This window comes from Acinetobacter sp. 226, assembly GCF_048147925.1.
GTDB lineage: Bacteria > Pseudomonadota > Gammaproteobacteria > Pseudomonadales > Moraxellaceae > Acinetobacter > Acinetobacter pecorum.
Genome location: NZ_JAYWYX010000030.1, coordinates 1 through 18,085, shown reverse-complemented (window position 1 = coordinate 18,085; position 18,085 = coordinate 1). Strand labels below are relative to the sequence as shown.

Here is an 18,085-nt window from a genome sequence, read left to right as displayed (position 1 = left end):
TAAAACCCCAATAAAATGAATTTTTTTATAAGAATGATTCAGGCTGTTTTGCTGCAGTACGGGCGACTTGCGGGCTGATAATACCTTTAGACACGAGTGTTTTCAGGCTTTGATCCATGGTAGTCATACCATAATTGGCACCGGTCTGGATCGCAGAATACATTTGAGCCACTTTGTTTTCACGGATCAGGTTACGGATCGCCGGAATACCAATCATGATTTCATGTGCAGCTACACGACCGCCACCATTTTTCTTGAGCAGGGTTTGTGAAATTACCGCTTGCAGCGATTCAGACAACATGGCACGAACCATGTCTTTTTCTTCGGCCGGGAATACATCGATCACACGGTCAATAGTTTTTGCCGCTGAGGTGGTATGCAGGGTCCCGAACACCAGGTGACCGGTTTCTGCTGCAGTTAATGCCAGACGAATCGTTTCAAGGTCACGCATCTCACCGACCAGAATAATATCCGGGTCTTCACGTAACGCAGAACGTAATGCTTCATTAAATCCATGAGTATCACGATGTACTTCACGCTGGTTGATCAGGCATTTTTTGGATTGGTGTACAAATTCGATTGGATCTTCGACTGTTAAAATATGGTCATAGCGGTTGTCATTGATATAGTCTAGCATTGCAGCAAGCGTGGTCGATTTACCTGAACCGGTGGGCCCTGTGACGAGGACCAGACCACGTGGGTATTCGCAAAGATCTTTAAAGATTTGGCCCATGCCAAGGTCTTCAATGGTCAAGACTTTAGATGGAATGGTACGGAAGACTGCACCTGCACCACGGTTCTGGTTAAATGCGTTGACACGGAAACGGGCCACGCCGGGAACTTCAAAGGAAAAGTCAGTTTCCAGATTTTCTTCATAATCGCGGCGTTGCTTGTCGTTCATAATGTCGTACACCAGTTTGTGTACTTCTTTATGTTCCAGTGCAGGCAGGTTGATGCGACGGACTTCCCCGTCTACACGGATCATTGGTGGTAAACCTGCTGATAAGTGTAAATCCGACGCACCATTTTTAGCAGAAAAGGCTAACAGTTCTGTAATATCCATAAGGTCCCCGAGTTCATTAAAATGTTATTTATTTTGCTAGAATAATAAGGCTTTCCCACAGCTTAACCAACACTTAGTTCACGAGCAAGGGAAAAAAATCCGGACGAAATGAGAACCCCATCAATGAATATGCTGCAACAGTCACGAAATCAGGTTTTAGCTCAGATCCAGGCCGCATGCACTCAGGCTGGGCGTGAGCCGGATTCGGTACAACTATTGGCCGTGTCCAAAACCCAGCCGAGTAGTGTGCTGGCAGAGATGTATCAGACAGACCAGCGGGCCTTTGGTGAAAATTATTTGCAGGAAGCACTGGAAAAAATCACCGAACTGAAAAACCTGGAGATTGAGTGGCATTTTATTGGACATGTGCAGCGTAATAAGACCAAGCATCTGGCAGAAAATTTTGCCTGGGTACATGGAGTCGATCGCCTGATTATTGCCGAGCGTTTATCAAATCAGCGTGGAGATAATCAGTCCGCACTGAATATCTGTATTCAGGTGAATATTGATGGTCAGGATACCAAAGATGGTTGTCAGCCGGCAGAAGTTGCAGATCTGGTGGCACAAATCAGCCAACTGCCGAATCTACGTTTACGTGGTTTGATGGTGATTCCAGCACCGAATAATCCTCAAGCCTTTGCTGATGCCAAAGTTTTATTTGATGTAGTCAAAACACAACATGCTCATCCTGAAGACTGGGATACTTTAAGTATGGGCATGTCTGGGGATATGACCGAAGCGATTGCTGCGGGTTCTACCATGGTTCGTGTTGGCACAGCCCTATTTGGTGCACGGCCTAAAAAAGATGTATAAACTACTAATGTCAGTTTTTTGCAGCAAAGCGTTATCGCAGGGTTTTGGATAACGCTTTTTTTCTGGCTGGTTCGAGCCATTTAGCCATCAGCCAGGCAAAAACTATTAAGCTGCACATACTCGCAAGCAAGGCTAAAATTGCTCCGCCCAGACCATAGGCCAAAGTTGCCGGAATACACCCCAAAATAAATAAAAGTAAGGGGAAATGGGTGACATACAAGGTATAGGAAAAGTCTGCAGATTGAACCCAGACCAGATGATAGTGACTGCGGTGATGTTGGAGTTGTACCAGCCAGCAACTAAATGCCAGACCCAGACAGAAATTAAAAGGAACAAAATTCACAGCACGGTATTGCTGGGCCTCATCAATCACCTGAAACTGGTAAGCATCAAAACAGGCGATTAAAAATGCCAAGCCGAATAGGGCTAATTTGACCGATTGTAAGCAGTTTAAAAAACGTAGCTGGATATATCGAAATGAACAGGCAAAGGCACTAAGCCAGACCAGAAAATAAATAAAAAACTGGATGTTCAGTAATGATAGTATAGCCAGAACCATAAAAAATCCGATTTTGGCTATTTCCGAATTTTTTAAAAAAGGTAGGAATCCGGCCAGCACATAAAACCACACTTCATAGCTCAGGCTCCAGAGCGCAGCATTGGCTGAAACCGTTGGCGTCACAAAGCCATTTAAAAATAGCAGCGAACCAACAAATTCCATCATGTCTACACTATAGTCAGTCCGGATCATCATGCCAAAACTGTGTTGAAAAGCATGCGTGTGGCTGGCAAACAATAGTGGAGCGAGTAGATATAGAACCAGGGTCAACCCCATGGCAAACAGAAAGGGTGGTAAAATTCTGCTGCAACGCTGTCGAGCAAAACGGTGCAGATTGAACTGACCATACTGATGAATGTTGTGCTGAATCGAATAGCCAATCAGATAGCCACTTAAGGCAAAGAAAATCATGACTGCAGCCTGCCCAAGCAGGCGTATCCATGAATAAATGCTGGTATCGAAAGGCGCAATAAATGCCTGAAAGCAGTGACTGAACAGCACCACAATGGCACTGATCCCCCGTAGGCTCTCAAGCTGTAGGCTGAAATAGGGCGAGAGCGTGTTCGGGGCAGGGTGACTCATCGTTAACCTATAATCTGAATGGTACTGGCGCCTGCACCGACAGGCTTGACCTGAATTTGTACCGGAATCCGTTCATGCATTTCCTGTATATGTGAAATCAAAACGACTTTACGGCCCTGGCTTTGCAAATGATCCAGCGCATTCATGACCATATGTAAGGAGGCTGGATCGAGCGTCCCGAAACCTTCATCAATAAACAGTGATTCCAGTTTCATGGAGCCGGAGGCCATATTGGCAATCGCCAAAGCCAAAGCCAATGAAACCAGGAAGGTTTCACCCCCCGATAGGGACAGCACAGGGCGGACTTCACTATTCATGTCCAGATCAATAATCGCCAGACTCAGGCTTTCCGGAATACGGTGTAACTGATAGCGGGGTGCCAACGGTTGCAACTGCTGATTTGCATATTCCACCAGAATATCCAGATGATGTTCCTGGGCAATTTTCTGGAATTTGGTGCCTTCCTTATGTCCGATCAGATCGTAAATACGTCCCCAACGGTATTCTTCTGCTTTGATCTGCTCAATTTGCTGCTGATATTTGGCATAGGTGTTTTGATTATTGGCATTCATACGCAGTTTGGCATCAGTTTCATTGAGCACTTCCTGCTGCATTATTTTTTCCTGATGCAGCATGCCAAGCTTTTGTTCAATTTCCTCAAATTCATGTTCTGGCTGTAGTTTTAAATGGGCCTGATATTGTTCTTCCAGTAATTGCCAGGCTGTCCTGGCATTTTCGAGTGCCTGTTTCTGGTTGGCCAGATTCTGACGAATGCGTTGATGGGTGCTCAGATCAATACTGAGCCATTGTTCAATTTGAGCTGCCGTCACTTGCGGATGTGTTGCTTGCCATGCCTGAATATCTTGCTGATATTGAGCCAATTGCCGATCGATCTGCTGAAGTTGGCTGATAAATTCTTGAAGTTTTAAGTGGGTTTGATGCCACTGTTTTTCGGCCTGCGCCGTGCATTGACGCTGTTGTTCTAAAGCCTGCTCTAAGGTCTTGGCTTGTAGATCTAGTGCATCGCGCCATTCTGCAGCGATACGGTAGACTTGTCCTGCATGCTCTTTGGTCAGTTCAGCCAGTTGTTGACGCAGGTCTTTGCCTTGCTGAATTAACTGCTCTACAGACTGGCTTAATTGAGCAAAATTTTGCTGTTCCAATTGTAGTTGATACTGGCTCTTTTCCAATATCTGCTGCTGTTGATGCAGGTCAGATTCCAGCTGCTTTTGTACTGCCAACTGCTGCATGCGCTGCTCTAATTGTCGTTGCAACTGAGGTAAGCAGAGCATAGGTGGCTGCGACTGGTACTGCTCGGGCAGTACGCTTAAAACTGGATGTATCAGCTGGTCGAGTTGCTGACGTTGCTGTAGAGCCAGTTGTAATTGGTGCAATTGCTGTTGTTGTTGACGCCATTGTTGTAATGGTTGCTGGAGCTGTTGTTCCTGCTGTTGTGACAGTTCTAGCTGCTGGACCAGACTTTGAGTGTGATTTGCCAGTAACTGGATGAATGTAGGAAGATCATTGTGCTGCTCGGTAACCACTTCCAGTTTGAGTAGTTGAGATTTACAGTCAGCAGAGGATTGTTGAATCTGGTTTTGTAGGACCTGGCAACGCTGTTGCTGTTGCTCAATTACTGTTTGTGCTTTGGATATTTCAATGCGTTGCTGCTGCTGAGATTGCAGTTGCTGATCGAGCTGCTGTTTTGCCTGCCGTAACTGTTGCTCCTGTAACTGGCTCAGGCTCTGTTCCAGACGTTCATGGGCGGCATCGACAAAAGGATGGGCCATACTCCCACAGACCATGCATGGCTCATCCGGTTTTAACTGGGCACGAAGATCCTGCACACTTTGCGCATGCAATAAACGTTGCTGGGCAAGTATTTGTTCCAGGTGTTCATATGCCTGTTGTTCAGTCTGAATCTGCTGATACAGTGCCTGTTCGGCCTCTTGCTGGATTTTTAGTTGTTGCTGTTGGCTATTTACAGCAGATTGCAGTTGTTCAAATTCTTGTGATCGCTGAACGATTTGTTGCACCTGCTGTTGCAGCAGGTCGAGCTGACGCTGTTCGGTTTGGCGTTGCTGACGCATTTCCTGAATGGTTTTGAGCTGCTCTTCCAGCCGTTCCAGACTATGATGCTGTTGTATCCACTGGTTCAGATTTTCTGAAAGTGCTGTAACGGTTTTTTCCAGTTCAGGCAAAGGCTGCTTCAGGCTGTCCGGATTCTGTTGCTGCAGTTGCTGATATTGATGCATAAAGTCTTGTATGCGCTGCAAGGTACTTTGCGGCTCCAGATCGAATACATTTAAAAAGCCAGATTCAGCCAATTGCTGTGCCACCTTTTCTTGCCGAGCTTGTAGCTGATTCAAAGTCTGTTGTTGCTGTCGAAGTTGTTCTTCTAAAGGCTGTATACGAAGGGTTTGAAACTGGCTTTGCTCTGCGTGCAGTTTTTTGTACTGCTCTGATACCGTATCAATTGCATGATCCAGTCTTAAACCTGCTTCCAGATGCGGTTTCAGGCCTGCCAAGTGTTGCTGAAACTTTTGCTGCTTTTGTTGTAAGGCTGTAAGTTTGGCTTCTTCTGCTACAAAGCTCTGTTTGAGCGTTTCAAATTCCAGCGTAAATTGGGTGTGCTGGTGCTGAATCTGCTCTTTTTGAGGGGTTAGACGGGTACGACTCACAAACTGATCCCGGATCGACTGGAATTCATCCAGCTGCTCCAGTAGCTGTTGCTGTCCTGCAGATTTATTTACTGCATCCTGCTGTACATCGTAGACTTCTTTTTTGGCATGGACTTCTGCATAGAGTTTATGTCGGTCCAGATGCCATTGTTTCTCATTTTCCAGCAGTTTTTCTGATTGCTGCAAATTCTGAAGTTGCAAAGACAAAGAGCTCTGCTGCTGTTGTAAAGCGCTGATGTCTTCTTCAGACAGAATTTCAATATGCCCGATCAGCTTTTCCAGATCGTTGCGCTTGTTTTTGACTTCGCTGAATTTCTCTGCGGCTTTCTGACTGACCAGACTGAAAATCTGCGAATTGGTCAGATATTCCAGCAAGTCTGCGCGTTCATTATCTTTGGCTTTAAGAAAGGCACCGACTTCCGACTGTGCCAATAAAACTGCGCGGGTAAACTGCTCAAAACTTAAGCCCACCAGTTTTTCAATGAGGGGGGTGACTTCCGATATTTTTTGCGTCAGTGTCGTGTCATCATCCAGACATTTGACGTATCGGTCTACTTTTAGATTGCCATCGACTTTCTGGCGTGCCCGTTTAATTTCCCAGCGTGCCATATAGCGTTTGCTGTCGAGTGCAATAAATTCCAGTTCGGCAAAACCATGCACGCAGCCACGGCGCAGAATATTCTTGGAATCCTTGATGGACACATCCTGACCGCCAGTATCTTTCAGGCTGCCTGTGGCACCTTTTAGGCGGGGAATTTCATTATATAGCGCCAGGCACATGGCATCGAGCAGGGTGGATTTCCCGGCACCAGTCTTGCCGGTGATGGCAATCAGGCCGGCATGAGCCAAAGGACTCGATTCAAAATCAATATGATGGGTGCCGGTGAGGGAGGCCAGATTATTAAGACTTAGACGTAAAATTTTCATGGCCGATCCTAGGCTTGTTGTTTTTGTGCAAGTTCGTGTTGGGCTTCATTCAGTAATTCCTGAAAATCCCGTTGTACCGAATGATCCTGCTCATAGCCCATTTTTTTCCAGATATTGAAAAATAGCGATTCCGGGGTAGGGGGTGCCAGATCAATTTTAGACTGGCTTGAACTAAGGTCGACTTGCTGCTGGTAAATCCGGCTGATGCGTAGCAGTCGGTAACGGTTAGCAGGTAGGGCCTGTTCTATTTGCTGACGCAGGTCTACCGGAGGCGGCGCATCAGTGGTGTATTCCACTTCCAGAAAATGCCGTGCAGAAAGCTGCTCGATTTCTCCGGCAGGCAAGGCCTGAATTGTAGTGATTAAATTTTCCAGCTTTTCACGAATGCGGAACAGCTCGACAGTACGCGGAATGCTTAAGGCATCGTACTGAAAGCGGTTTTCCGGGTTTTGTTCGGGATCAATCCGGACTTCAACCACCTGATGCTGGTAATGGATTTCACTAAATGATAGCGGAATCGGGGAGCCACTATAGCGAATATGCGGCTGACCGACCTTTTGTGGTTTATGCAAATGCCCCAGCGCGACATAATCAATCACGTCATCAAACAGTGCCGTCGACAGGGCTTCTTCATTGCCGACAATAATCGGACGTTCAGAGTCCGAGGTCTCACCACCTTGCATGTGCGCATGTGACATTAAAATCAGTGCCTGATGTGGCTGTTTGCGGGCTCTGGCTTCGGCAATCAGTTGTTGATGCAGATAACTGATCGCGTTTTGGTTATTGCTGGTATATTCATTCAATCCGGTAATTTCGGCACTGCGTAAATAGGGCAGGGTCAGACACCAGGCGATGATATTTTTATCCTGATCATAAATAGGAATAAGCAGACGATCCAGGTTCAGGGTATTTTCTGCAGTGCGGCCTACAATTCCCACTGCTTTGGCATTGAATTTGGCCAGCAAGGGTTCAACCTGCTCAATCCGGTAACCGGAATCATGATTGCCTGCAATCATCAGGGTCTGCATATGTGGCGCCAGGTCGTGGGCATCGGCCAGAAACTGGTACAGCTGTCTTTGCGCACTGGACGCAGGATTGATCACATCAAAAATATCACCGGCAATCAGCAGGGCATGCGGTTGCTTTACTTTGATTTGCTCAAGTAGCCAAGTCAAAAACTGCGCATGTTCAAATTCACGGTCATGGTTATGGAAAAATTGTCCCAGATGCCAATCGGAAGTGTGAAGAAAATGAACTGCCATGTAATGAACCCCAAGATATCTGCCTTGCTACTATAGGAAAAAGCACAGGTAAAAATCTACTTGTAAAACGATATTTCAGCGAATTGTTGGTGATGCTTAAGCTGAATTTATTTTGATCAGTATGGATATTAATGGACGGTTGTATCCGGATCATCAGATATTAAAGGCTCTGCAAGCCCTCAGATGTTAAAAATAGGGATTTTAAAAAATAAAAACCGACGATTCGAGTGATGATGAAATCGTCGGTCAAATTTGTGTTACAGGAAGATTTTGGCTGCTATTCAAAATTTTCCTGTACACTAAGACTTATTGCTTTAGCTCTAAAGGTCAGCAAAAATTCGTGGATGCCAGTCCAAATTTTTGCCCCTTGTACTCTATATAACGTCACCCTCTAGTGGATGGTTGACAATAAAATGAAAAAAAATTTAATTTTTTTTATACTCACCTGTTGAAGATCACCGAGTCATGCATATGCTGCCACTAAGTCGTTATTTTACCTGGTTTTTCTTTATCTGTTTTGTTTTTACCTGTATTTGTGGTGTGGTGGCAGCCCTATTACCGATGGGTATGGGGGCAATCTTGACGATTATTCCCTATCTGGTAGCCATGATTTGGGTGCTTTTTAAATTTCTAAAACAGCAAAAACGTGCGCCGACCCAAGCAGAACGTAAAAAATTCACGCTCGGTTTTAGCCTGATTTATTGGGGCTATAATTTATTGTTTCTCTTGCTCGGTATTGTGATCGCCACCCGTTCCAATCCGAATGCCTGGCAGGACTTTCTGCTGTATCTACAGCAACCACAGTTTATGAGCATTGTGCTGATCATGTTTTTGATGATTGCGATTCCGCTGTATATGCTGACGTACTGGTTTTATGGCAAGCAGGCCCAGCGTATGGCAGAGAAAATGTTTGGCCATTCGCCTCAGTGAGTATTGATGAATCATTGTGTGACAGCCGATCTTCATAAATTAATTGAATGATGAAAGATACAAATTCTCCACTACAAAAATATTCCTGCTTTAAAAAAGCTGAAGATGAGTGGCGTATAATTTAAACCAAGAAAATAATAAGGCGAAGAATGACTGATGTATAAACCTGTAGTGCTGGTGACGGGAGCGAGTGGTTTTATTGGCAGTCATCTCGTACGGTTTTTATTGGATCGTGATTATCGGGTGATTGGTCTGACCCGTCAGAAAAATAAACCTGAACCACATCCGGACTTCCATTGGATCAATCAGCTGGAAGAATTACAAGAGCATCAGCTTGATTATGTGGTCAATCTGGCTGGCGAAAGCATCGGTCAAAGCCGCTGGACGGCAGCGCGTAAAAAGAAATTGCTGGATAGCCGTTTAGACACTACCAAACAGGTTTTTGATTATTTAGAAAAAAATCAGCTTAAACCGAAACGAATTATTTCAACATCGGCCGTTGGTTATTATGGCATTGACCCCAATGAGCGCTGGGAACAGGTCTGCACGGAGCAAAGTCCGCCACAAGATATTTTTATGTCTGAACTTTGTGCAAAGTGGGAACAGCTGGCCTTGTCCTATACTAACCAGAACACCAAGATTGTTCGCTTTGCGGTGGTGTTTGGCAAAGGTGGCGGGATTCTCCCGCAGATGCTATTGCCGATTAAATTGAATCTGTTCGGGCGGATTGGTCATGGACGTCAGCCAGTGACCTGGGTACATTTAGAGGATGTACTGCGTGCGATTGAATTCTTGATGCTTGAGGATACAACCGAGCAGATTTTTAATGTGGTCGCGCCAGAAAAAAGCAGTCAGGCCCAGTTTGCGCGAACTGCGGCCCAGATTCTGCAGCGTAAACCCTTACTTCTACTACCCGCATGCAGTCTAAAAATGATGCTGGGAGAACAGTCACAACTGGTATTGAACGGTCAGTATGTACAGCCCAAAGCCTTGCAGGAAGCTGGATTTCAGTTTCATTATCCAACCCTGAAAGAAGCACTGGATAATATCCTAAAGCACTAAGTGACTGGGCTCGAATAAACGGACTGGATCATAAGGATCCGGATCAACGATTGGCGTTTGTTCAAGGATGAGTTGAGCGAGTAGTTTTCCTGATGCTGGCCCCATGCATAAACCATTCCGGAAATGTCCAAAATTGGCCCAGGCATTTTGCAGCTTGGGAATTCTGCCTATATAGGGAATACCCTCGGGTGAGCTGGGTCTTAATCCGGCCCATTGCTTGACCAGCGGAAAATCTGCCAGTTTCGGTACCATCTCGATGCACGCCTGCAAAATATCCTGCCGGATTTCGCTAGAAGGCGAGGTGTCAAAACCGACCTGACGCATACTGGAACCACATAACACATGTCCGTCTGGTCGTGGAATCAGGTACATAACCTTATTCATGCACATGGTCGGCAGCCAGTTTTCTGGCGTTTTAAACAGCAGCATCTGGCCTTGCACCGGTTGTACCGGAATTTCCAAACCAAGTTGCTGTGACCAGTATTGTGACCATGCTCCGGTTGTGAACACATACTGATCTGCCTGAAAAAGCCGGCCATGTTCATCTGAGATACTTTTTACACGGCCTTGCTGAATATTGAGCCGAGTGATTTTACAGTCTTCTTGCCAGGTGACACGAGTATGCTGCTTCAAATAGCGAATGATCGACTGTAATAACCGTGGATTACGGATATTGGCCAGTTCAGGGAAATAAATCGCCTGTTTGAATTTGCTCTGATTAATTCTGGGATTGATCTGTTGCAGTTTAGCTTGATCAAGTAATTTTGCCTGTTGCTGCGGCTCTTGATGTGTTGCGGCATAACTTAAACCGATTTCAAAATCGGATTCATCAAAAATCAGCATACCTGTTTCATGAATCTGGAAATCGATGCCAGTGAAAGGTTGCAGTTTTTGATTCCAGTCCTGATACATGGGTTTGGCATGTCGGGCCAAAGCATTTACAGCAGCGGGATAACGCCAGGGATACATCGGGGAGAGGATGCCTCCTCCAGCCCAGGATGCAGCCTGTCCGGCGGCCTGCTGATCAAAAAGGGTAACAGAACATCCCTGTTCAAGCAGTTCCAGCGCCGACATCAGACCGGTGATGCCAGCGCCAATAATGGCAATATGCATTGCGCCGAAATCCTTTTACTTCATGTCTTTCAGTTTAAGCGCAGCTTCTTCAGCAAAATAGGTCCAGATACCATCTGCACCGGCACGACGACAGCTCATCAATGATTCTAAAATGACGCTATCAGATAACCAGCCATTTTGAATTGCCGCAGCCAGCATCGCATATTCGCCACTGACCTGATAAACAAAGGTCGGTACGCCAAAAGTGTCTTTGACTTCGCGGACAATATCCAGATAAGGCATGCCTGGTTTGACAATCACCATGTCCGCACCTTCCTGAATATCCAGCGCAATTTCATGCAGGGCTTCAGCACGGTTACCGACATCCATCTGGTAATTGTATTTATTGCCGCCTTTTAAGTTGCTGGCAGAACCGACTGCATCACGGAACGGGCCATAGAAACTTGATGCATATTTGGCTGAATAGGCCATGATCGAAGTATAGATATGACCATTTTGCTCAAAGGCCTGACGAATCGCACCGATCCGGCCATCCATCATGTCACTTGGAGCAAACACATCTGCACCGGCTTCGGCATGGCTCAAGCCCTGTTTAATCAGGCACTCAACCGTTTCATCATTTAAGACATAACCGTTCTCATCAATAATGCCATCCTGACCATGCGTGGTATACGGGTCTAATGCGCCGTCAGTAATCAGCACCATTTCTGGCAGTTCTTTTTTCAATAAACGTAAGGTGTTTTGCACCAGACCATCTTCACGCCATGCGGCTTCTGCAGTCAGGCTTTTATCTTCTTGTGGGGTGACCGGAAATAGCGCCAGTTTATTGACACCGAGTTCCAGCAGACGTTCTGATTTTTTTAACAGCAAGTCCGCTGACAGACGCTGGATATTCGGCATGCTTGGAATATTTTGGGTCTGGTTTTGTCCTGGCAGGACAAATACTGGATAAATGAGATGATCTGCCGCGAGATGGGTTTCACGAACCATCGAACGTAAATGTTCATTTTTACGAATACGACGCATGCGAGTTGCAGGAAACGCGGGACGATTGAACGTATAAGTCATAAAAATCTCAGTAATCAGTATTAAACTAGGCCTCTATTGTAGCCCTAACTCAAATTTTTGGGCATAAATTAGCGGTTTTTTATTGTGGTGGATTCGGGCAGAGTGATGAGTAAGACAGAGAGAAACTGGACGGGTAATATACATCTGGGCTCGAAAGTGGATATTGATGTAGTCCTGAACCAGCTGGTACATGCTTTTAATAGCTCTCCTTTTTTTAAGCATAACGGCATGACCATGCGGGTGGTTGAGGGCCAGATTGAAGCCTATGTAGAAATGCAGGATTTCATGATTGGTAATGTGGCTTTCCAGATTCTGCATGGCGGTCTGGCTGCAACTGTACTGGATAGCGTCGGTGGTATTGTGGCCATGGGCGAACTGTATAAAAAAGCTGAACCGGAAACGATTGCAGATACCATTAAAAAAGTATCGCGTCTGGCGACGGTCGATATGCGGGTGGATTATCTGGCGCCTGGACGTGGCAAATATTTTATCGCGCGTGCAGAAACCTTACGTTTGGGGCGTAAGGGCTGCACCATGCGCATGACCATGGTCAATGATGAAGATAAGGCGATTGCAACAGCGATTGCGTCTTATGCCTATTAATGAAATCGTGAACTGAGGGAGTTAAAAAGCACTGTTTAACAGTGCTTTTTTATGATGATCAAATATGAACCTAGAGGATTTAGAGATCAGATTTAGCCCGTTTCAAGGCATTTTTCCATTTGGCTAAATGCATTTCTCTTTCGTCATTTTGCATTTTGGGTTCAAAAGCACGGTCCAGCTGCCAGGACTGGGAAATTTCATCCAGGTTTGAAAATACGCCAGCTTTTAATCCGGCCATGGCGGCCGCACCCCAAGCAGTAGCTTCCAGCATTTTCGGACGCAGTACCGGTACATTCAGAATATCGGCCTGAAATTGCATCAGCATGTCATTGCTGCTGGCACCACCATCAACCCGCAGTTCTTTAAGTGGATGTGCAATATCAGATTGCATCGCACTGAGCACATCCGATACCTGAAAGGCGATTGATTCTAATGCTGCACGAGCGATATGCGCTTTGGTTGTACCGCGTGACATGCCACAGAGTAAGGCACGTGCTTCACTATCCCAATGCGGCGCGCCTAGTCCAGTAAAGGCTGGAACCAGAACCACGCCGTCACTATGCTCGACCTGGTGTGCCAGTTTTTCCACATCACTACTTTTTTGAATAATTCCGAGGCCATCGCGTAACCATTGCACTACAGCACCAGCCATAAATACGCTGCCTTCGAGCGCATAGGTAGTTTGGCCCTGGGCTTGCCAGGCGAGAGTAGAAAGCAGCTTGTTCTGGCTAAGCTGAATGTTATGCCCGGTATTGAACAGCATAAAGCAGCCAGTACCATAGGTGTTTTTAGCACTGCCCACCTCAAAACAGGACTGGCCAAAGAGTGCAGACTGCTGATCCCCCAAAATTCCGGTAATGGGAATATTGGCCCCAAGTAAGCCAGAAGCAGTGTCAGCGACATAACAATCAGAAGAGATAATTTTCGGTAAGACCGAAGCCGGGATATTAAACAGCTCGAGCAGCTCTTCATCCCACGACTGTTGCTGCAGATTCATTAACATGGTACGAGAAGCGTTACTGGCTTCAATGACGTGCTCTGCGCCTTGGGTCAGATTCCAGATCAGCCAGCTATCGATCGTACCAAATGCCACATGGCCTTGTTCAGCGAGTGCCCGTACTCCCTCGACATACTCTAAAAACCAGACCAATTTTCCCGCACTAAAATAAGGGTCAATCCGTAAGCCTGTTTTTTGCTGAATTTTGGACATTAAGCCTTGATCAATCAGCCGGTTACACCAGTCAGAAGTACGACGATCCTGCCAGACGATTGCCGGGGCAAGCGGTTTGCCATTTCTACGATCCCAGACCACCGTGGTTTCTCTTTGGTTGGTCAGGCCAATGGCTTTAATATCCTTCGCCAGAATACCTGCGGTAGCGAGAGCTTGCTGTACCACAGCAATCTGTGAACTCCAGATTTCCTGGGCATCCTGTTCTATCCAACCAGAGTGAGGGGTGTGGATCTGCGTTTCATGCTGCGCTGTGGCTTGGACTTGCCCGTGTTCATTAAAAATAATGGCCCGACTTGAAGTGGTTCCCTGATCCAGGGCCAGTAAATAGCTCATAATTTTTCTGTTATTCGGCTTGAAAAGTAAAATATTAGCGCAATAATGTAATTAAGCGCATCAAGTTGTGTAAATGTTCAGAAAAGGCATCGTAATTTTTGACATTTATGCTATGATTGCCTTGTACTTTGGGGGTGTTTCTGGCTTCGACGCTGGTGATGAAACTCATAGATGCATGCCGAGAGCGCATTTTCTCTCGTAAATCAAATTTGCATTTTTTAGTCGCAAACGACGAATCATACGCTCTAGCTGCCTAAGGGCAGCTTGTCCGCCTCTCCGAATACTTGTGGTTAGAGAGTCCGACTGAAGCGCACGCACACAAGTCCGTATAAAGCCAAGCCTCGGGGCTTTGTACTAAATTAAGAGGATCGCGATTTGTATCCTGTTCGTCGGGTCACAAAGAGTTAAAACAATAGACGATATCTAAGCATGTAGTATTCTCGAGCGTAATGCTGGCGGACGCGGGTTCAACTCCCGCCACCTCCACCAAATTCTTAAATTCATATGAAGTTACATAACTAAATATGACTAAAAAAGCCTTAAACATCAGTGTTTAAGGCTTTTTTTATGGATATACATAAATAGCGACGAATATGTATAGTCTTGTATTGTTTGTATGGTGCCATGTATATTGTGAGTTGTAATAAAATCACCATACAAGGCTTTAACTATGAAAAGAGTCGATATAAAAAAATATCCTTTATCTGATACTACTCTTGCAAGTTTAGAGCCTGAAGAAAAAGAGTACCGTGTTAAAGATAGCAATAATTTATATTTCACCGTTCATAGTAAAGGAAACAAACGCTGGGAATTAAGATACAAAAGACCAAGCGATGGTAAGTGGACATGGTTGGGTTTAGGAGGATATCCGTCAGTTGGTGGGAAACTTGCAAGAAAAAATGCAGAAGAAATGAGAAAATTAATTTCAGAGGGGGTAGATCCAAAAATTGATAGAGAAAATAAAAAGCAAGCCGATTTATTAAGCAAATCATTTACATTTGAGCAATTAGCTATAGAATTTTGTTTAACTAAAACATGGACAGAAGCGACTAGAGTTAGAAATGAAGGAGCATTAAAAAACCATATTTATCCAGTCATGGGAAAACTAGATTATAGAAAAATAACAAAAAAGGCATGGTTAGAGTTATTTCAAACGATTCAAAAAAAATTACACCCTAAAACAAAAAAACCTATTGTTGAAATGGGTAAAAGGTTATGTACATTATGCAGAGAGATTTATGATTTTGCAGAAGTTACAGGTCGTATAGATTACAATCCAGTCACTGGTATTACAAAATTTTTGGACAAACATGAAAAGCAAAATATGCCACATGTTTCAGAAAAAGAGCTGCCAGAATTATTGAAAAAAATAAGAGCATATCCAAATCGAATGACGGCTATTGGATTAGAATTGAGTGTTATGTTAGGTACCCGTCCATCAGAAATGAGGCAAGCTGTATGGGAAGAATTTGATTTTCAGGAAAATCTATGGTCTATCCCCGCACATAGAATGAAAAAAAGGAAAGAGCATATTATCCCTTTACCACAGCAAGCCTTATCACTTCTTAACGAGCTAAAAAGAATCACTAGTGATTCTTTATTCTTGTTTCCTAGCAGAAGTACCAAAAAACAACCTATTTCCAATAATACATTTAATAAAGCCTTAAAGTCATTAGGTTATCAAGGACGCCAGACTCCGCATGGGTTTCGGCATATTTTAAGTACTACTCTGAGAGAAAAAGGCTTTAGAAAAGAATATGTTGAGACTGCCTTAGCTCATGCTATTGGTGGAGTTGAAGGTGTTTATAATAAAGCTCTTTATTTGAAACAAAGAACTAAAATGATGCAAATTTGGGCAGACTATTTGGATGCATTAATAAATGATCAGCATTTTAATTTTGATACTGAGCAATTTGATGTCATCGATAATTTAAATACTTTGACTTCTGACAAAGTTAAGGTATCTCAATTAAAATTATTTATTCTTGATATGTTGAAAGATGAAAATGATTTAGCATCTTAGAGCGACGTGATCTATTTGTCTAAAATCTTATTGGCGCTATATCTATTCTAGTTTTGCATTCTGAATTCTATGGTCTAACATGATCTAAATTGTCTAAGCTCAAATTGAGGATTAGACAATTTAGACTTCATTAGATATCACAATCTACGGTCAAAGCCTTACCATGTATATATTTTAGTTGTTTTAGGCAATTTAGATGTTCTCAAGAGCTTTATTAGGCAATTTAGATGTTCTCAAGAGCTTTATTAGTCAATGAGATATATTCTTTTTTTCCGATTTCTTCAATATTGATATAGTCAGCTTCGATTAAGTATTTTAGGGCTGCATCTCTTAATTGAGCAGTTTTTACTTTCCTAACATTTTGATTAATGCTAGATTTTAAAATTACTTTATTTCCACGTTTATATTGCTCTTTAATCCAGGAGAATAGTATTTCACTATCTGTTTTTTCACCCTTATTATAATATATTAGCCATTGATTTAGAGAATACTTACATATATCAATAGCATTTCTCATGATTTTGGCATCAATTATATTTTTAGATTCAAAAAAAGAAAGAATAGCAGCAACTCTTAAAACATATTGTTTCGTTCGTTTTGCATTTGCTTGAATAGAATAATATAAACCATCTTTTTGAGATTCAAAATTAATATAATTTTCATATTCAATATGAATATCATCAGCTTCGTCATTTTTCATAATAACTTGTCTTTTAGCTGTATCAATAGCTAAATTTATTGGGTCAAGCAGTTCCCGACATAAGCTCCAATACATATTTATATCATTATCATCATAAGACTTTAATTTACGATTATTTTTTGTGATTTCCTTAAAAGGCAATGATTCAGGTGCAGCAAATAAAAATCTTGCAAAAAAACCTTGTTCTTTGCACATTTCATTTTCAAGAGATGGTCGTGCCACAACGTCTTGTACTGCTATATCTAGACAAAAACGTTTATTCATAACAAGAGTACTATCATCACCTCCTAAGTTTGTAGTTACTGTTCCTCGGTCAACTAAATCTGTTAATGTGCTTAAAGCATCTGATTTTGTATCACTTTGCAGAGAATAGCCGCCAAATAAATAACCTCCTTCGCCGGTGCTCCAAATAAAACTTGTAGAAGGACTAATACTCATATGCTTTAATACACCTTGCGTGGTTGCTCTTACAAAAATAGATTGAGGACTAATCGGACGTTCACCTTTATTTTTTTGATGCGCTATTTTCCATGCTGTTATTTCTTCATTATAACTTTGCATATTCGTATTATCGACTTCGATTGCAATTTTTGCAGCATCATCTTTGCATACATCTTTTCCTTCGCCTGACGCAAAAACTGTCAATACAGCTAGACTAGCTGGCTGTCCATTTTCTTTTTTATCACTTGGCGCATTAATAAATCTTTGTGCGATAAATGACATTTGAGCTAAATATGTTTGAGCCGCGACTGCAATAGGAACATGATGATAATAAGCAGATTTTTGAATCGCATTAGCAACTATTTTTGGAAACGCATAAATTGGATATTCTTCAATTTTTTCAATCAATTGATCTTTAGATAATTCAGATAAAAGAATATTACTCATTTTAATATTCCTCTCTTTCAGATTTTTTTAACTCAAGCCACTCCTGTAGCTCTTTAATATCAAAATATGCATGAGCTTGACGTTCTTTTGAAAATTTTATAGGTCGAGGAAATGATGGATCTTTCTGTTGTAACTTTGTCAGACCATCACGTGTAAGACTCAATAATTCGCAGACTTCTTTTTTTGTCTTTAGCATTTCAATTCTCATGGGCTTTGTTGCACAAACCTAGCCTATAAGGTTTATTCAGTCCTATAATTTCAAAATGAATAAACATACTCCTAAAAC

Annotated in this window: 14 protein-coding genes and 1 other RNA gene; 6 read left to right on the top strand and 9 right to left on the bottom strand. The window is 43.3% G+C overall.

From position 1 onward, the window contains the following. Positions 1-25 precede the first annotated feature (25 nt). Positions 26-1,063: a type IV pilus twitching motility protein PilT gene (locus VXP95_RS13340; RefSeq protein ID WP_064095783.1), complete on the bottom strand. Its 1,038-nt coding sequence runs from the start codon at positions 1,061-1,063 to the stop codon at positions 26-28. 123 nt (positions 1,064-1,186) lie between these two features. On the opposite strand from VXP95_RS13340, the gene VXP95_RS13335 reads away from it, so the two are divergent. Then, on the top strand, positions 1,187-1,876 hold the full coding sequence (locus VXP95_RS13335; protein WP_416712206.1) for a YggS family pyridoxal phosphate-dependent enzyme: 690 nt from the start codon (positions 1,187-1,189) through the stop codon (positions 1,874-1,876). Positions 1,877-1,907: 31 nt separating this feature from the next. On the opposite strand, the gene VXP95_RS13330 is transcribed toward VXP95_RS13335, so the two are convergent. From VXP95_RS13330 to VXP95_RS13320, 3 genes are read right to left on the bottom strand one after another with little or no spacing between them, the layout of a single operon-like run. Further along, positions 1,908-3,017: an acyltransferase family protein gene (locus VXP95_RS13330; RefSeq protein ID WP_416712205.1), complete on the bottom strand. Its 1,110-nt coding sequence runs from the start codon at positions 3,015-3,017 to the stop codon at positions 1,908-1,910. A 2-nt stretch (positions 3,018-3,019) separates the two neighbouring features. Further along, positions 3,020-6,625, bottom strand: coding sequence for an AAA family ATPase (locus tag VXP95_RS13325; protein ID WP_416712204.1), 3,606 nt, complete (start codon positions 6,623-6,625; stop codon positions 3,020-3,022). 8 nt (positions 6,626-6,633) lie between these two features. Continuing rightward, positions 6,634-7,887, bottom strand: a complete 1,254-nt coding sequence (locus VXP95_RS13320; protein WP_416712203.1) for an exonuclease SbcCD subunit D — start codon at positions 7,885-7,887, stop codon at positions 6,634-6,636. A 471-nt stretch (positions 7,888-8,358) separates the two neighbouring features. Between VXP95_RS13320 and VXP95_RS13315 the strand changes: the two genes are divergently transcribed. After that, complete coding sequence (locus VXP95_RS13315; protein ID WP_416712209.1) at positions 8,359-8,817, top strand: ABZJ_00895 family protein; 459 nt, start codon at positions 8,359-8,361, stop codon at positions 8,815-8,817. Between the two features lie 156 nt (positions 8,818-8,973). After that, positions 8,974-9,879, top strand: coding sequence for a TIGR01777 family oxidoreductase (locus VXP95_RS13310; RefSeq protein WP_416712202.1), 906 nt, complete (start codon positions 8,974-8,976; stop codon positions 9,877-9,879). Here the strand turns inward: VXP95_RS13310 and thiO are convergent. Both thiO and hemB read right to left on the bottom strand, forming a co-directional pair. Beyond that, the gene (gene thiO / locus VXP95_RS13305; RefSeq protein ID WP_416712201.1) at positions 9,868-10,992 is read right to left on the bottom strand and encodes a glycine oxidase ThiO; all 1,125 of its coding nucleotides are present in this window, start codon (positions 10,990-10,992) and stop codon (positions 9,868-9,870) included. The genes VXP95_RS13310 and thiO overlap by 12 nt on opposite strands. Positions 10,993-11,007: 15 nt before the next feature. Continuing rightward, the gene (gene hemB / locus VXP95_RS13300; RefSeq protein WP_064095775.1) at positions 11,008-12,021 is read right to left on the bottom strand and encodes a porphobilinogen synthase; all 1,014 of its coding nucleotides are present in this window, start codon (positions 12,019-12,021) and stop codon (positions 11,008-11,010) included. Positions 12,022-12,126: 105 nt separating this feature from the next. On the opposite strand from hemB, the gene VXP95_RS13295 reads away from it, so the two are divergent. Next, positions 12,127-12,624 (top strand): thioesterase family protein, encoded by a 498-nt coding sequence (locus VXP95_RS13295; protein WP_004646146.1) that lies wholly within the window; start codon positions 12,127-12,129, stop codon positions 12,622-12,624. Positions 12,625-12,703: 79 nt separating this feature from the next. Here VXP95_RS13295 and glpK read toward each other — a convergent pair whose 3' ends face one another. After that, the gene (gene glpK / locus VXP95_RS13290; RefSeq protein ID WP_416681252.1) at positions 12,704-14,188 is read right to left on the bottom strand and encodes a glycerol kinase GlpK; all 1,485 of its coding nucleotides are present in this window, start codon (positions 14,186-14,188) and stop codon (positions 12,704-12,706) included. Between the two features lie 130 nt (positions 14,189-14,318). On the opposite strand from glpK, the gene ssrA reads away from it, so the two are divergent. Together ssrA and VXP95_RS13280 are read left to right on the top strand one after the other, a co-directional pair. Next, positions 14,319-14,677, top strand: a transfer-messenger RNA (tmRNA) gene (ssrA, locus tag VXP95_RS13285). A gap of 181 nt (positions 14,678-14,858) precedes the next feature. Then, a complete protein-coding gene (locus tag VXP95_RS13280) occupies positions 14,859-16,211 on the top strand; it encodes a tyrosine-type recombinase/integrase (protein WP_416712200.1) in 1,353 nt (450 codons plus the stop codon). A 223-nt stretch (positions 16,212-16,434) separates the two neighbouring features. Here the strand turns inward: VXP95_RS13280 and VXP95_RS13275 are convergent, their stop codons facing one another. Further along, positions 16,435-17,799 (bottom strand): DUF3987 domain-containing protein, encoded by a 1,365-nt coding sequence (locus VXP95_RS13275; protein WP_416712199.1) that lies wholly within the window; start codon positions 17,797-17,799, stop codon positions 16,435-16,437. A 1-nt stretch (position 17,800) separates the two neighbouring features. Continuing rightward, positions 17,801-17,995 carry a helix-turn-helix transcriptional regulator gene (locus VXP95_RS13270; protein ID WP_002047799.1) on the bottom strand — a complete coding sequence of 65 codons (195 nt, stop codon included), beginning with the start codon at positions 17,993-17,995 and terminating at the stop codon, positions 17,801-17,803. Between the last annotated feature and the right edge of the window lie 90 nt (positions 17,996-18,085).

Excerpts from the sequence above, each read along its gene's own strand:
- VXP95_RS13340 (WP_064095783.1), bottom strand. The coding sequence starts at position 1,063 with ATGGATATTACAGAACTGTTAGCCTTTTCTGCTAAAAATGGTGCGTCG.
- VXP95_RS13335 (WP_416712206.1), top strand. The coding sequence starts at position 1,187 with ATGAATATGCTGCAACAGTCACGAAATCAGGTTTTAGCTCAGATCCAG.
- VXP95_RS13330 (WP_416712205.1), bottom strand. The coding sequence starts at position 3,017 with ATGAGTCACCCTGCCCCGAACACGCTCTCGCCCTATTTCAGCCTACAG.
- VXP95_RS13325 (WP_416712204.1), bottom strand. The coding sequence starts at position 6,625 with ATGAAAATTTTACGTCTAAGTCTTAATAATCTGGCCTCCCTCACCGGC.
- VXP95_RS13320 (WP_416712203.1), bottom strand. The coding sequence starts at position 7,887 with ATGGCAGTTCATTTTCTTCACACTTCCGATTGGCATCTGGGACAATTT.
- VXP95_RS13315 (WP_416712209.1), top strand. The coding sequence starts at position 8,359 with ATGCTGCCACTAAGTCGTTATTTTACCTGGTTTTTCTTTATCTGTTTT.
- VXP95_RS13310 (WP_416712202.1), top strand. The coding sequence starts at position 8,974 with ATGTATAAACCTGTAGTGCTGGTGACGGGAGCGAGTGGTTTTATTGGC.
- thiO (WP_416712201.1), bottom strand. The coding sequence starts at position 10,992 with ATGCATATTGCCATTATTGGCGCTGGCATCACCGGTCTGATGTCGGCG.
- hemB (WP_064095775.1), bottom strand. The coding sequence starts at position 12,021 with ATGACTTATACGTTCAATCGTCCCGCGTTTCCTGCAACTCGCATGCGT.
- VXP95_RS13295 (WP_004646146.1), top strand. The coding sequence starts at position 12,127 with ATGAGTAAGACAGAGAGAAACTGGACGGGTAATATACATCTGGGCTCG.
- glpK (WP_416681252.1), bottom strand. The coding sequence starts at position 14,188 with ATGAGCTATTTACTGGCCCTGGATCAGGGAACCACTTCAAGTCGGGCC.
- VXP95_RS13280 (WP_416712200.1), top strand. The coding sequence starts at position 14,859 with ATGAAAAGAGTCGATATAAAAAAATATCCTTTATCTGATACTACTCTT.
- VXP95_RS13275 (WP_416712199.1), bottom strand. The coding sequence starts at position 17,799 with ATGAGTAATATTCTTTTATCTGAATTATCTAAAGATCAATTGATTGAA.
- VXP95_RS13270 (WP_002047799.1), bottom strand. The coding sequence starts at position 17,995 with ATGCTAAAGACAAAAAAAGAAGTCTGCGAATTATTGAGTCTTACACGT.